The organism is Sulfuriferula plumbiphila (assembly GCF_009938015.1).
Classification (GTDB): Bacteria; Pseudomonadota; Gammaproteobacteria; order Burkholderiales; family Sulfuriferulaceae; genus Sulfuriferula; species Sulfuriferula plumbiphila.
In genome coordinates this window covers 1,568,208-1,581,761 of sequence record NZ_AP021884.1, presented here as the reverse complement: position 1 = coordinate 1,581,761, position 13,554 = coordinate 1,568,208, and the positions used below count along the sequence as shown (strand labels likewise).

Sequence of the window (13,554 nt, the reverse complement as noted above, 5' to 3'; positions counted from 1 at the left end):
TTGGCATTCTTGGAAGAGGGTGTCTGTGCGATAAGTTCCATGATAATTATTGAGGATTGAGGAGACTGACATGACCCTATGCAAACCCCGTTTTTCCGTAAAAAGTTTGGCAGTTGCCGTGTCCGCAGCCGTGGCGCTGGGTGTGACTGCACTACCCACAACAAGTATTGCCGACGAAACCAGTTGCTCCCCATTCACCCCCTTGATCAAGGGTCAGGAAGACTTTGTCTACGTCTGGACCTTGGGTGTAAAGGGCTTGGGTGATGGCTCAGACAAGCTGGTGACGGTGAGTGTGAACCCCAAATCCAAGACCTACGGCAAGGTGATCAACAGCGTATCCGTGGGCGGTCGCAACGAGGCTCACCATATGGGGTTTACTGACGATCGCCGTGAACTCTGGGCTGGTGGCCTGGATGACAGTCACATTTTCATCTTCGACGTCGCAACTAACCCGGCCAAACCCAGGCTGGTCAAAGTTATCAAGGATTTCGTCGCGAAGTCCGGCGGCACTGTCGGCCCCCACACTTTCTATGCCATCCCCGGTCGCATGATCATCACCGGTCTTTCCAACAACAAGGATCATGGTGGCGTCACTAACAACGTCATTTACAATAATAAGGGTGAGTACGTGGAGACCGTACCTGTTCCTACTACCATCATCGATGGCGTCAAGGGTGACGGCTATGACTACGATGTGGCGATCAACCCGAACGAAAACGTTATGTTCTCCACATCCTTCACGGGCTGGAACAATTACATGATGGATCTGGGTAAACTGGTAAAAGACCCTGAAGCGATGAAGAACTTCGGCAATACCTCGATCATGTGGAACTTCAAGACGATGCAGCCGATTAAGATATTTAACACGCCAGGCGCGCCACTGGAAGCTCGCTGGTCATTGAAGAAGGGTGACAACTGGGCAGTAACCACCACTGCGCTGACTTCCCAGATATGGGTCTACAAGCAGGACAGCAAAGGCGAATGGCAGGCTCACGACGTAGCTACCATCGGCGACCCAGCCAAAATTCCGCTACCGGTTGACATTTCCCTTAACAAGGACGGCAAAGGTATGTGGATCAATACCTTTATGGACGGTATGACACGCTTCTGGGATTTCCATGACCCGATGCATCCGAAGGAAGTCTACAAAAAAAGATCGGCTCCCAGGTCAATATGGTCTCCGAGAGCTGGGATGGCAAACGCATTTATTTTACCAGCTCCCTGTTGTCTAACTGGGACAAGAAAGGTAAGGATGACGAACAGTTCCTGAAAATGTACAACTGGAACGGCAAACGGTTAAAGCTGGCCTTCGCGATCGATTTCTACAAGCAAAAACTCGGGCGTGCCCATCACATGAAATTCCAGGCGCTTGACCTGAACACACTTCGACCGTTGCGGGCTGAGGCAGATGGGCTGGATAACATCAAACAAGCCCTGAACAAGCCCTGATTAGAGCGGAAAAATGTGTGTTCCAGATGTGACTCAGCGTAGCGTGTTCCGTCCCTCCCTTTGGAGGGGCGGTTTTTTTGTCTGGCTATTCTTTTGCTTACTGATTCCGCCTGTTCTTACTGCACAGGCGGCCAACCTCAAACCGGTCAATAATGCGGTAGGAGAAGTGAGCGGCTTCGAAATGCCCACACCGGGCACCTATAAACTAATGCACATCATGCCTGCTGGAGACGGTCTGGTGTTGGATACTGATGGTAAACGCAAGCACCTATCGGAATTCACCAAGGGTAAAGTGACAGTGTTATCTTTTATCTACTCATCCTGTTCAGATCCTGCCGGTTGTCCTTATGCCTATTTGGTATTCCATCAGTTAAAAAATCGTCTGGAACAGAATTCCCATCTACATGGAAAAGTTAGACTGGTTAGCCTATCGTTTGATCCTAAGCGAGACACGCCCGAGGTCATGAAATTGTATGGTAGTGGCGAGACCGACAAAAAAAAATGGGTGGAGTGGAAATTTTTAACCACGGGCTCTGTCACGGAATTACTGCCCATTCTGGATTATTACGGTCAGGACGTATTCAGAGTAAGAAATCCTGTTACCAAGCAGGCTGTGAGCGGATTTAGCCATAACCTTAAAGTGTTTCTTATCGACCAAAATGGAGAAGTCCGCGAGATATATAGCTCGGCCTATCTGAAACCGGACATGGTCTACAACGACATTATTACGTTGCTGATGGAAGAGAAGGTCAAACTGCAGTGAACCGAAGGGAGGATGCCGGCTTACGTTGGGTGAATCTTTATCGCCACATAGTGTTAGCCTTAGGTCTTGCCTTCGAAGTCACTGCTTTCGCCCTCGGCACCCCGGTCACCCTGAATCCGCCCCTGGGCCTGCCACCGATGCCCATTCCCATTGATAATCCGTTGACCCAGGAAAAAATCGACCTGGGTCGCAAGCTGTTTGTGGATCGTCGTCTGTCCCACAATAACACCTTTTCCTGTGCCATGTGCCACGTACCGGAACAGGGTTTTACCTCCCACGATCTGGGTACAGCCATCGGCACGGAAGGCCGTAGCCTGCGCCGCAATACGCCTACAACTTTTAACGTAGGCTATCAGCGTTCCATGTTCGACGATGGACGCGAATTTACACTGGAAAACCAGGTTTGGGGTCCCTTGCTCAACAAAGCTGAGATGGACATGCCCTCTATGGGCTATGTGGTAGAAAAAGTGCGTCAATTGCCCGAATACAAGGGCTTGTTCAAAGCCGCCTTCGGTGGGCCGGTCACGGCAGAACGCATCGGACAGGCATTGGCAAGTTTCGAGCGTACCATTGTCTCCGGTAACTCCCGTTTTGATCGCTGGTACTATGGTGGCGACAAAAACGCCATTAATCCCCAAGAACAACGGGGTTTTCAGGTGTTCATGGGAAAAGGGCGTTGTTTCGTCTGCCACTTGGTGGGAAAAAAGCACGCCCTGTTCACTGACCACCAGTTCCACAATACCGGCATAGGATGGGAGCGCACCATGTTTCCGGAACGCCGCTTCTACAAGGTGCAGCTCGCTCCTGGCAACTACGTGCAAGTAATGGGAAAACTACTCCAATCCTTCGAACCACTCCAAGCGGATGTGGGTCGCTACGAGGTGACTCACAATCCAAAGGATCGCTGGGCCTACAAGACCCCTATCCTGCGTAATGTGGCGCTTACCGCTCCCTACATGCATGACGGATCGTTAGCAACACTGGAAGACGTGGTGGAGTTCTACGACAAGGGAGGTATCAACAATGAGAACAAATCGCCATTGTTGGTGCCACTCAAGCTCGACGCCGAGGAAAAATCCGCCTTGGTGGCCTTCCTGAAGACCCTAACGGGAGACAACGTGGAGGCGTTGGTCAAGAATACCCGCAGCGCGCCGGTGACCTTGCCCGTGCTGCTCAAGGACCCGGCCGACGTGTACATGGAGTCCGTGTTGGGCAAGCCCTGAATTTCGTCCTATAGGTATGTCATGTGCAGACCCTAGACAGTGTCGTCACGAGATATGTTAAAGTAATTTTTTACATAAACTGCGGGGGACGCGAATGGCTGAGGCCTATCAAAAACATGACATCTCCGATGCGGCGTGGACGCTACTTGAGCCGCGATTGCCGGAGCGTAAAAGGCGTGTGGGCGGCATCGCACACGACAACCGACGATTTATCAATGCGGTATGCTGGATTTTGAGAACGGGCGCACCGTGGCGGGATTTGCCGCCCTCGTATGGGGACTGGAAGAACACGCACCGAAGGTTCTGCCGATAGCGTGACAACGGCGCCTGGGAGGCATTGCTGGAGCAATTGATCGACGATCCTGATTACGAATGGCTGATGATTGATGCCAGCCATATCAAGGTTCATCCGCATGCCGCAGGCGCCCGTGGCGGCAATCAAGCCATGAGTCTTACAAAAGGGGGCTCAACACCAAGCTACATCTGGCCGTGGATGCGTTTGGTATGCCGATCCGAATTATTGTTACGCACGGTACCACAGCAGATTGCACGCAGGCTGCGCAATTGATTGAAGGACTCAGTGCCGTGTGCGCGGCGGCGTGAATTTTGTTTGAACTTGGCGGTTTGAAACTCGTGATCGAAGATCGCCTGCGAAGCGAGGCGAATCAGGCCTCGATCTGGTTTTCATGCGATAGCTTTTGCCCTCGATGAGGACGGCTTCGGCGTGATGGAGTAGCCGATCCAGGAGTGCCGAGGTGAGCGTACTGTCGTTATTGAAGATCTCTGGCCAGTGCTTGTAGGGGCGGTTGGAGGTGATGATGAGGAGCCGCGCTCATACCTTTCGCTGATGACCTGGAAGAGCAGATCGGCGCCATGCTTGTCGATGGGCAGATACCCGAGCTCATCGACTACGAGCAGGCGCGGCTGGAGATACTTGTGCAGTTCGCGCTTGAGGTTGCCATGCGTCTGCGCCGCAGAGAGTGAGTGATGATATCGACCGCGGTGGTAAAGAGCACCGGGTAGCCGCGCAGACAGGCGGTGTGCCCGAGGGTGGTACTGAGATGGCTTTTACCTAGGCCAACGTTGGCGATGAAGATCACATTGGCCTTGTCCTCGATGAAGCGCAGGCGGAAGAGGTTCTGGATCTGGGGCTGGTTGATCTTCTTCGGCCAGCCCCAGTCGAACTGGTCGAGGGTCTTGAGTACCGGAAAGCGGGCGAGCCCCACCCGTCGCTGGATGCTGCGGTCTTCGCGCCGATGGGCCGCGCCTTCGATCAGCCGCGCCAGATATTCGACGTGAGGCCACTGTTCGGCGCCGGCTGGTTGGGCCAGCGATTCAAAGTGCTCGAACACATATGACAGTTTGAGGCGCGCCAACGGTGTGCGCAGCGGATCGGTTGCGGCTGGGATGCCGGAAGTGATCAGTCGGTCAGTGGTCATCCCCATGCCCCTCATAAAGCGAGAGATCCGATTCCGCGATCTCGATCTCCAGGATATCCTGGCTGCATATGTCAACGCCGATTTAAAACTGACACACTTTTGCAGCGAACGCCGATTTAAATCTGATACACCCCCATTACATCTGCCTACCGCTTATGCAGCCGGAGCGGTTTCCCGCTTACTCTTTACCATGCCCGCCGCACGCTGATTTTTGAGGCGGTAGCTCTCCCCGGCAATCGGCACGATGCGTGCGTGGTGCAGCAAGCGATCAAGCAGCGCAGCGGTCAGCGTGGCATCCTGAGCGAAAGTCGCATCCCATTGGCCGAAGGGCAGGTTGCTGGTGACGATCAAGCTGCCTTTTTCATAGCGCGCCGCGATCACCTGGAAGAACAGGTTGGCCTGCTCTCGGTTCATCGGCAGATACCCGATTTCGTCAATGATCAGCAGGCGATAACTGTTGATGGCCCGATGCATGACGCTCTTCAGTTGATTCTGGGTGTGCGCGGTGGTCAGGGTCAGCAACAGATCGGCGGCAGTGGTAAAACGCGTCTTGATACCAGCCTGCGCCGCCCGATACCCCAAGGCAATCGCCAAGTGCGTCTTGCCTACACCGGAGGGGCCAACCAGCACCACATTCTCATTGCGCTCCACAAACCCCAGTCCGGCCAGCTCCTCGATCTGGCTGCGCTTCACCCCTTGGGCAAATTCGTAATCAAAGTCGTCCAGCGTCTTGATTGCCGGAAACCCTGCCAGACGCGTGAGCATGGTCTGTTTTCTCACGTTGCGTCCCGCCGCCTCGGCCTTGAGGAGCCCCTCCAGGAAGTCGCTATAGGCCGTTTCGGCGAGCGCCGCATCCTGTGCGGCCAAGGGATACGCTTGCGCCACGAATGGCAGGTTGAGCGATTCACACAGGGTCAGTATTCTTTCGTGTTGGAGGTTCATGCGGCCACCGCCTGTTCAAGCAGGCGCTCGTATACCGCCAAGGGGTGTTGCGGCGGTGTTGTCTGTGCGATTTGTTCGATGACAGTGACAGGGCGGGACATCGGTGCGGGTGCGTCTGTCCGTTGAGGACGCGCCGCCCGGATGTCGCCCCGCCAGGGGCTAGGTATGGGTTGCAGGCATTCTTCTGGCAAGCGTTGGGCGGGGCGCATTTGCGTCGTGCCATGGATGCGTTCATTGGCGATGTCTTTGAGCCAGCGCCGTACTTCAATATTGGCGGTGACCGCATCCAGGCTTAGCCCGGCCTGTTTCAACTGTGCCACCAGCGGCACGTAAAACGAGCGGCGCAAATAGCCGTTGAAGCGCTCGACCTTGCCTTTGGTCTTGGCGCGATACGGGCGGCACAGCTTGATCACGAAGCCACAGTGGCGGGCGTAATCGAGAAATCCGGCGTGGAAGCGATGCGCGCCGTCACCCATGGCATCACGCTCGATCACCACGGTCTTCATGTTGTCGTACAGAATGCGCCGGGTGAGGCCGCCAAACGCGTCGAAGGCGTGCTGGTGACAGGCGATCAGCGTCTCCACTTTCATGTCGGTGACGAACTCGACAAAGCTCACGCGGCTGTAGCCCAACGTCGCGCAGAAGGCGTAGAGCGGGTTTTTACCTTTGCGGAACTCGACGAGGGCCCCGACTTGCATCTGCTCGCCCGGCGCGGTCTCAAAGCGCACCACCGGGTCTACCGGCACAGCCGGCTTGAGTCCGCGCATAAAGGCGCGTAGCTGGCTATGGCTGCCAAGGTAGCCCTGTGCTTTGATCTCGCGCAATAATACCGTTGCCGGTATCCACGCCGGGTGGGCGGCTTTCTGGCGTTCGCGCAGGTGGTCCTCAAACGCTGACAGCTTGGTGACACGCAGTTTGTGGCGCTGGTACCCAGGCCATGTTTCCGATTTCAAGTGACTTCTGACGGTGTTCACAGCACACCCCACTTCTTCGGCAATCAAGCGCTTGCTCATGCCGTGCTTCCTTAATAATTCGATTTCCACATATACCTCGTCTGTGATCACGGCCGCTTTCAAAATCCGGCCATCTTCTCAAATCGGTGTATCAGTTTTCAATCGGCGGTGTGTGTCAATTTACATCCGGTGGTGACAGCATATTCTGGAGCAACGTGAACACCCATTCTGTGCGAACGTGAACAGTAATTCTGAAGGAACGTGAACACGGATTCTGCTCGAACGTGAACGCATTTTGCCACCCACCAGAATGGGGGTTCACGATGCCAGAACCTGGCGTGATTATGCTGGAACTTAACCAGCAATTGCTGGAGCATCCCCGAGTTTGGAGGGGCTATGCCGGCAGTAAGGAGTTCCTGCTACCGCTATCGCGCCCGGCTGTCGCCGGAAAATGAAGCGATTGCCGACTGGTTGATCCGGCTGACCACGCCCCAGCGCAACTGGGGCTTCGGCCTGGGCTTCCTGTACCTGCGCAACGTGAAGCAGTTCGGCTGGAACCACAAACGCGTCTGCCGCATCTACCGGGAGCTGGAACTGAACCTGCGCATCAAGCCAAGACAGCGCCTGGTGCGTGAGAAACCGCTGGCACTGGCGGTGGTCGTCCATCAAGATGGTGCAGCGGTATACCCATTTGAGCGGCAAGCACCTGCGGGTAGGGGTGGAGCGCCCGCCGCTGCAGCTGGTTGGTGGGCAACAGCCAAGCCCACACCGGAACGGATGGGGAGTGTGACGTCACCGTTTCGGCACGGCAAAAGAGAAAGCCGCGCTCGGCGGCTTTCTCGGATGCTGCAACTACCTGAATTTCTGTGGAAATCTGGTAGGCGCGATTGGACTCGAACCAACGACCCCCACCATGTCAAGGTGGTGCTCTAACCAGCTGAGCTACGCGCCTGAGGAGGCCGCATTGTAACGGAGTTAAGCCCGGCTTTCAATGCGAATTTGTATCCGGTCCAGGCATCCACGCCCGACCCGTTCGATCCATGGCAGATGGGGGTCGCAGACGTGCGGCGGGAGGCTCATTTTGTTGCGGCACTTACGTCGTTTAAGCCTTTTCTTGATTGCTCCGCAGCTCTTTTTCTATTTCTTATGAAGAATTTCAAAGACATGAATCTGGGCCAAGGCCCTGGCAAGCTCTGCCTGCAACTTCGTAAAATCCGTTTCTGAGGCACAGTGTTTCATTGCCTCTTCGACCTCGCGTTTAGCTTCAATTGCCTTTTTCTCATCAATGTCCTTGGCGCGGATTGCCGTATCGGAAAGTATCGTCACCACCTGCGCCTGGATTTCCAGTATGCCACCGGAGACATAAACCAGTTCTTCCTGCTTTTGATCAGGAACTTTCAACCGTATTGCCCCGGGTTTTATTGTGGTGATCAGCGGAGCATGGCTCGGGAAAATGCCAATCTCACCCATTTCGGCCGGGACTACCAGGAACTCCGCCATGCCGGAAAAAATAGACTCCTCGGTACTCACTATATCCACATGTACGGTCATTGCCATTGCTACGTACCTCTTCACAGATGTTTTGGACTAAAATGATCCACACCGTCAGATAGCTGCTGCACCGGCTACAATTTCGGCAATCTCCTTCGTAATTGCCGCTTGGCGAGTCTTGTTATACAACAATTTCAGGTCGTTGATCATATGGTCAGCATTGTCCGTCGCGGCCTTCATAGCGACCATACGGGCACTTTGCTCGGATGCCATGCTCTCTGCCACCGCCTGGTAGATTAAGGTTTCCACATATCGGGCCAGAAGCAAGTCGAGGACCATTCCTGCGTCAGGTTCATAGATGTAATCCCATTCGCCGGGAGGGCTCCCGAATCTATCTCCACTAAGCGGCAGGAGTTGTTCGATTACCGGTTCTTGCTTCATGGTATTGAGGAACCGCGTATAGCAGATGTAGAGCGCGCCGATTTTTCCTTCCGTGTAGGCATCCAGCATAACCTTGATGGCCCCGGTCATCCGATCCATCCGTGGCGCTTCGCCGAGACCGACTATGCGCGACAAAATGTGCATGTCTGTCCGTCTCACGAAATTGAATCCCTTGCCGCCAATAGCACAGATGTCTACACCTATTTTGTCGCTGTCCCATTTCCTGCTTTGATTCATCGCCATGCGCAGCGCACTCGCGTTCATGCCACCACATAGCCCCTTATCCGAGGTCACGATAATTATTCCGACGCGCTTAACCGTTTCACGTTCGATCAAGAACGGGTGTTTGTATTCCGAATGAGCATGGCTCAGGTGTGATACAACGTTGCGAATTTTTTCACAATACGGGCGGGCAGCGCGCATGCGGTTCTGAGCCCTGCGCATTCTCGATGTCGCCACCATTTCCATGGTATGCGTGATCCGGCGAATACTCTGTACGCTCTTAATTTTTACACGTATCTCTTTTACGCTAGCCATTGTTGCCATCCTTAGGTAAATCGCCGAGAAATCACTTCCTGGCAGACTGAAAAACGCAATACAGGGCACGGATTTCTGCTTTCCACGTGCCACTTGTAGTGAGGCACACGCACCTCCATACCCGCCCCCCTGTATCGCGTGAGTCTTTACGGCAAATTGCGTGTCTTTGACGGGAAGTTCAGGCCTTACTGGATGGTCTTGGCTTTCTCGACGGCTTCTTCAATGGTGCCGACCATGTAGAACGCCTGTTCGGGCAGGTGGTCGTATTCACCGTTGACGATGGCCTTGAAACCGCTGATGGTGTCTTTCAGCGACACGTACTTGCCGGGCGCGCCGGTAAACACTTCGGCCACGAAGAACGGCTGCGACAGGAAACGCTGGATCTTGCGCGCACGCGCCACCGCCAGCTTGTCTTCGGGCGCCAGTTCATCCATGCCCAGAATGGCGATGATGTCGCGCAACTCTTTGTAACGCTGCAGCACCGACTGCACGCCGCGCGCCACGCTGTAATGCTCTTCACCCACCACCAGCGGATCCAGCTGGCGCGAGGTGGAGTCGAGCGGGTCCACGGCCGGGTAGATCCCCAGTTCGGCCACCTGGCGCGACAGCACCACGGTGGCATCAAGGTGCGCAAAGGTGGTCGCCGGCGACGGGTCGGTCAAGTCGTCGGCAGGCACGTACACGGCCTGGATCGAAGTGATGGAGCCCTTCTTGGTGGAGGTGATGCGCTCCTGCAGGCGCCCCATCTCTTCCGCCAGGGTAGGCTGGTAGCCCACCGCAGACGGCATCCGGCCCAGCAGCGCGGATACTTCGGTGCCGGCCAGGGTATAGCGGTAGATGTTGTCCACGAACAGCAGCACGTCGCGGCCTTCGTCACGAAAGTACTCGGCCATGGTCAGTCCGGTCAGCGCCACGCGCAGACGGTTGCCCGGCGGCTCGTTCATCTGGCCGTAGACCAGGGCCACCTTGTCCAGCACGCCGCCGTCTTTCATCTCGTGGTAGAAGTCGTTACCCTCACGGGTACGCTCGCCCACACCGGCAAACACCGAGTAACCGCTGTGCTCCACCGCAATGTTGCGAATCAGTTCCATCATGTTCACGGTCTTGCCCACGCCAGCACCCCCGAACAGGCCGACCTTGCCGCCCTTGGCGAACGGGCAGATCAGGTCGATCACCTTGATGCCGGTTTCCAGCAGTTCGTTGGACGCCGCCAGTTCGTCAAAGGCCGGCGCCTTGCGGTGGATGCCCCAGCTGGTTTCGTTGCCGATCGGGCCCATGTCGTCGATCGGCTTGCCCAGCACGTCCATGATGCGGCCCAGGGTTTTAATCCCCACCGGCACGGAAATCGCCGCGCCGCTACCGCTCACCAGCATGCCGCGGCGCAGGCCGTCGGTGGTGCCCATGGCAATGGCACGCACGATGCCGTCACCCAGCTGTTGCTGAACTTCCAGGGTCAGCTCGGGGGTGTCCATTTTCAGTGCGTCATAGACCTTGGGCAAGCTGTCGCGCGGAAATTCCACGTCAACCACCGGGCCAATGATTTGTACGATTTTGCCTTGACTCATCGTCGTTCCTTGAAATAACAAAATTGCTTAAACGGCCGCGGCACCAGCCACCATTTCCATGGCGCGGGTGATCTTGCGCGTATTTTCCACGCTCTTGATCTTGGTGCGTATCTCTTTTCCGGCAGCCATGATTGCTTTCCGATCAGTAGACGGCGGAGGACTTGAAGGCCTCGATGGCCTGGGCCAATGCCGCCTCCGTGTCCGCCGCCATGTCGCCGCTGCTCTGGATTTTGTCCAGCAGGTCGCCATGCTTGTCTTTCACGTAGGAGGCCAGCGCCGCTTCAAACGCCAGCGTCTTCTTCACCTCCACGTCGTCCATGTAGCCCTTGTTCACCGCAAACAGGGTGAGCGCCATTTCCGCGACGTTCATCGGCGCATACTGGTTCTGCTTCATCAGCTCGGTGACCAGCTTGCCGCGTTCCAGCTGCTTGCGCGTCGCTTCGTCCAGGTCGGAGGCGAACTGGGCAAATGCCGCGAGTTCGCGGTACTGCGCCAGCGCCAGGCGGGTACCGCCGCCCAGCTTCTTGATCACCTTGGTCTGCGCGGCGCCGCCGACGCGGGACACCGACAGGCCGGCGTTGATCGCGGGACGGATACCGGCGTTGAACAGGTCGGTTTCCAGGAAGATCTGGCCGTCAGTGATCGAGATCACGTTGGTCGGAACGAACGCAGAGACATCGCCCGCCTGGGTCTCGATCACCGGCAATGCGGTGAGCGAACCGGTTTTGCCTTTGACCGCGCCACCGGTGGCTTTTTCCACATAGTCGGCGTTGACGCGCGCGGCGCGCTCCAGCAGACGCGAGTGCAGGTAGAACACGTCGCCGGGATACGCTTCACGGCCGGGCGGACGGCGCAGCAGCAGGGAAATCTGGCGGTACGCCCAGGCTTGTTTGGTCAGATCGTCATAGACGATCAGCGCGTCTTCGCCGCGGTCGCGGAAGTATTCGCCCATGGTGCAGCCGGCGTAGGGGGCAATGTATTGCATCGCGGCCGAGTCGGACGCGGTCGCCGCCACCACGATGGTGTGACCCATCGCGCCGTGCTCTTCGAGCTTGCGCACCACGTTGGCAACCGACGAGGCTTTCTGGCCCACGGCGACGTAAATGCAGATCACGCCGGTGCCTTTCTGGTTGATGATCGCGTCCACGGCAACGGCGGTCTTGCCGGTCTGGCGGTCGCCGATGATCAGCTCGCGCTGGCCACGCCCGATGGGCACCATGGCGTCCACCGACTTCAGGCCGGTTTGCAGCGGCTGGGTCACGGATTGACGCGCAATCACGCCAGGCGCGATTTTTTCAATGGGGGAGGTCAGCCGGGTGTTGACCGGGCCCTTGCCGTCAATCGGCTGGCCCAGCGAGTTCACCACGCGCCCGATCAGCTCGGGGCCGATGGGCACTTCCAGAATGCGGCCGGTGCACTTGACCGTGTCGCCTTCGGTGATGTGTTCGTATTCGCCCAGCACCACGGCTCCGACGGAGTCGCGCTCCAGGTTCAGCGCCATGCCGAAGGTGTTGCCGGGAAATTCCAGCATCTCGCCCTGCATCACGTCGGACAAGCCGTGGATGCGCACGATACCGTCAGTCACCGAAACGACGGTGCCCTGGGTGCGCAGCTCGGAGGCCGCGGCCAGGTTCTGGATTTTGCTCTTGATGAGATCACTGATCTCGGTGGGATTGAGTTGCATTGATGGCTCCTAGACGGAATCTCTTAACGGGTTAGCGCGTACGCCATGCCTTGCAGCTTGCCGCGCACCGAGGCGTCATACACTTCGTCACCCACGGCAACAATGACGCCGCCAATGAGCGCGGGGTCAACGGTGACGCTGGCGTTGATTTTGCGCTTGAAGCGGCTCTCCAGGCGGGCAGACAGTTCGGCCAACTGGGTGGCGCTGAGGGCAAACGCGCTGGTGACCGCCGCATCCAGCACGCCGCCTTCGCTGGCCCTGAGCGCTTCAAACTGGGCGACGATTTCAGGCAGCACGCCGAGGCGGCCATTTTCGATCAGCAGCTTGATGAAGTTGCCCGCTTCTGCCCCGAGCTTGTTTCCGCACACCGCGAGAAACAGGCTGCCAAGCTGCTCGGCGCTGACCCGGGGGTCGGCCGCCAGGCGCTTCATCTCGGGATCGGCGGCCACGGCGCTGGCCAGCGCCAGCTGCCCGGACCAGGCATCCAGCGCGCCCGCCTGTTTGGCCAGGCTGAACACGGCTTGTGCGTATGGTCGGGCGATGGTTGCAATTTCTGCCATGGTCACAGCTCGTTCTTGATGGCGTCGAGCAACTCGGCATGGGCTTTGGCATCGATTTCGCGGCGCAGGATTTTTTCTGCGCCGGCAACCGCCAGCCCGGCCACCTGGCCGCGCAGCGCTTCCCGCGCTCGCACGGTCTCTTGCGCAATGCTGGCCTGCGCGCCCGCAATCATGCGCTCGGCTTCAAGCTTGGCCGCAGCCTTGGCTTCTTCTACCAGCTGCGCCGCACGCTTGTCTGCCTGGGCAATAATTTCAGCCGCTTTCTGCTTGGCTTCATGCAGGTTTTCAACAGCCCGACGGGAGGCCAGCTCCAGTTCGTGCTTGCCGCGCTCACCAGCGGCCAGACCGTCGGCAATCCGCTTCTGGCGCTGCGACAGCATTGCCACCAATGGATTCATCAAAACTCGATGGATAAACCACACAAGCATGGCAAAAGCAGCCATCTGGGCGATGAGGGTAACGTTAATGTCCATCATGCCTCCTCCACACGTAAGAATCGGGATGCGG

General features: G+C 57.0%; 12 protein-coding genes, 1 tRNA gene and 4 pseudogenes. 6 read left to right on the top strand and 11 right to left on the bottom strand.

What is annotated here, in order from left to right; all coding sequences use genetic code 11:
• Positions 1–70: 70 nt before the first annotated feature.
• The 5 genes and pseudogenes from GZH91_RS08270 to GZH91_RS08255 form a co-directional block, all read left to right on the top strand.
• Entirely contained in the window at positions 71–1,270 is a 1,200-nt protein-coding gene (locus GZH91_RS08270; RefSeq protein ID WP_269778480.1) for a selenium-binding protein SBP56-related protein, read from the top strand.
• Positions 1,271–1,272: 2 nt separating this feature from the next.
• The gene (locus GZH91_RS18315) at positions 1,273–1,449 is read left to right on the top strand and encodes a hypothetical protein (RefSeq protein ID WP_332835334.1); all 177 of its coding nucleotides are present in this window, start codon (positions 1,273–1,275) and stop codon (positions 1,447–1,449) included.
• Between the two features lie 43 nt (positions 1,450–1,492).
• A complete protein-coding gene (locus GZH91_RS08265) occupies positions 1,493–2,212 on the top strand; it encodes an SCO family protein (RefSeq protein ID WP_232522230.1) in 720 nt (239 codons plus the stop codon).
• Positions 2,213–2,262: 50 nt separating this feature from the next.
• The gene (locus GZH91_RS08260; RefSeq protein ID WP_147074999.1) at positions 2,263–3,435 is read left to right on the top strand and encodes a cytochrome-c peroxidase; all 1,173 of its coding nucleotides are present in this window, start codon (positions 2,263–2,265) and stop codon (positions 3,433–3,435) included.
• Positions 3,436–3,529: 94 nt separating this feature from the next.
• Positions 3,530–4,035, top strand: a pseudogene (locus tag GZH91_RS08255) (IS5 family transposase); the annotation flags it as partial.
• Here the strand turns inward: GZH91_RS08255 and istB (GZH91_RS18385) are convergent.
• From istB (GZH91_RS18385) to istA, 3 genes and pseudogenes are all read right to left on the bottom strand, one after another.
• Positions 4,013–4,874: pseudogene (gene istB, locus GZH91_RS18385) on the bottom strand (IS21-like element helper ATPase IstB). The pseudogenes GZH91_RS08255 and istB (GZH91_RS18385) sit on opposite strands and share 23 nt — an antisense overlap.
• A gap of 153 nt (positions 4,875–5,027) precedes the next feature.
• On the bottom strand, positions 5,028–5,816 hold the full coding sequence (gene istB / locus GZH91_RS08245; protein ID WP_147075000.1) for an IS21-like element helper ATPase IstB: 789 nt from the start codon (positions 5,814–5,816) through the stop codon (positions 5,028–5,030).
• Positions 5,813–6,880, bottom strand: coding sequence for an IS21 family transposase (gene istA, locus GZH91_RS08240; protein ID WP_147075001.1), 1,068 nt, complete (start codon positions 6,878–6,880; stop codon positions 5,813–5,815). Before istA ends, istB (GZH91_RS08245) begins: the two co-directional genes overlap by 4 nt.
• A gap of 294 nt (positions 6,881–7,174) precedes the next feature.
• On the opposite strand from istA, the pseudogene GZH91_RS08235 reads away from it, so the two are divergent.
• Positions 7,175–7,426 (top strand): annotated as a pseudogene (locus tag GZH91_RS08235) (IS3 family transposase); the annotation flags it as partial.
• A 218-nt stretch (positions 7,427–7,644) separates the two neighbouring features.
• On the opposite strand, the gene GZH91_RS08230 reads toward GZH91_RS08235, so the two are convergent.
• From GZH91_RS08230 to GZH91_RS08195, 8 genes and pseudogenes are all read right to left on the bottom strand, one after another.
• A tRNA-Val gene (locus tag GZH91_RS08230) sits at positions 7,645–7,721 on the bottom strand.
• 185 nt (positions 7,722–7,906) lie between these two features.
• The gene (locus GZH91_RS08225) at positions 7,907–8,326 is read right to left on the bottom strand and encodes a F0F1 ATP synthase subunit epsilon (protein WP_147075002.1); all 420 of its coding nucleotides are present in this window, start codon (positions 8,324–8,326) and stop codon (positions 7,907–7,909) included.
• A 48-nt stretch (positions 8,327–8,374) separates the two neighbouring features.
• The gene (gene atpG, locus GZH91_RS08220) at positions 8,375–9,238 is read right to left on the bottom strand and encodes a F0F1 ATP synthase subunit gamma (protein ID WP_147075003.1); all 864 of its coding nucleotides are present in this window, start codon (positions 9,236–9,238) and stop codon (positions 8,375–8,377) included.
• Between the two features lie 185 nt (positions 9,239–9,423).
• Positions 9,424–10,803, bottom strand: a complete 1,380-nt coding sequence (gene atpD, locus GZH91_RS08215; protein WP_147075182.1) for a F0F1 ATP synthase subunit beta — start codon at positions 10,801–10,803, stop codon at positions 9,424–9,426.
• Between the two features lie 39 nt (positions 10,804–10,842).
• Positions 10,843–10,932 (bottom strand): annotated as a pseudogene (locus GZH91_RS08210) (F0F1 ATP synthase subunit gamma); the annotation flags it as partial.
• 13 nt (positions 10,933–10,945) lie between these two features.
• Complete coding sequence (gene atpA, locus GZH91_RS08205) at positions 10,946–12,487, bottom strand: F0F1 ATP synthase subunit alpha (RefSeq protein WP_147075170.1); 1,542 nt, start codon at positions 12,485–12,487, stop codon at positions 10,946–10,948.
• 23 nt (positions 12,488–12,510) lie between these two features.
• Positions 12,511–13,047 (bottom strand): F0F1 ATP synthase subunit delta, encoded by a 537-nt coding sequence (locus tag GZH91_RS08200; RefSeq protein ID WP_147075169.1) that lies wholly within the window; start codon positions 13,045–13,047, stop codon positions 12,511–12,513.
• Positions 13,048–13,049: 2 nt separating this feature from the next.
• Positions 13,050–13,520 (bottom strand): F0F1 ATP synthase subunit B, encoded by a 471-nt coding sequence (locus GZH91_RS08195; protein WP_161984328.1) that lies wholly within the window; start codon positions 13,518–13,520, stop codon positions 13,050–13,052.
• Between the last annotated feature and the right edge of the window lie 34 nt (positions 13,521–13,554).